The organism is Colwellia marinimaniae, from assembly GCF_002207865.1.
GTDB lineage: Bacteria > Pseudomonadota > Gammaproteobacteria > Enterobacterales > Alteromonadaceae > Colwellia > Colwellia marinimaniae.
Genome location: NZ_BDQM01000253.1, coordinates 1 through 274, shown reverse-complemented (window position 1 = coordinate 274; position 274 = coordinate 1). Strand labels below are relative to the sequence as shown.

Genomic DNA, 274 nt, shown 5'->3' with positions numbered 1-274 from the left:
GTATTGGACATGGCTTCGAGAAAAGCGGCAGAGGCAAGGGGGGAATTCTGAAAAGTATGCCTGGGCACGCCGACTCGAAGATTCCCGACTCCCCGCTCCAGGTCCGCCGTGTAGTCGGCTACCGGCACGGCCGCGCTAGAGGGGTCGCGCGCATCATGGCCTGCCAGCACTTGCAGCGTCAGGGCGGCATCCTCGACGCTGCGCGTGAGGGGGCCGCAATGATCAAGCGTCCAGGACAGCGGGAACACGCCATATTTAGAGACGCGGCCATAAG

Annotated in this window: 1 protein-coding gene; it reads right to left on the bottom strand. The window is 63.1% G+C overall.

Annotation, left to right across the window (positions count from 1 at the left end; all coding sequences use genetic code 11):
* On the bottom strand, nucleotides 1-274 hold a 274-nt coding region (locus tag MTCD1_RS19160; protein ID WP_268807385.1), incomplete at both ends, for an amidase family protein.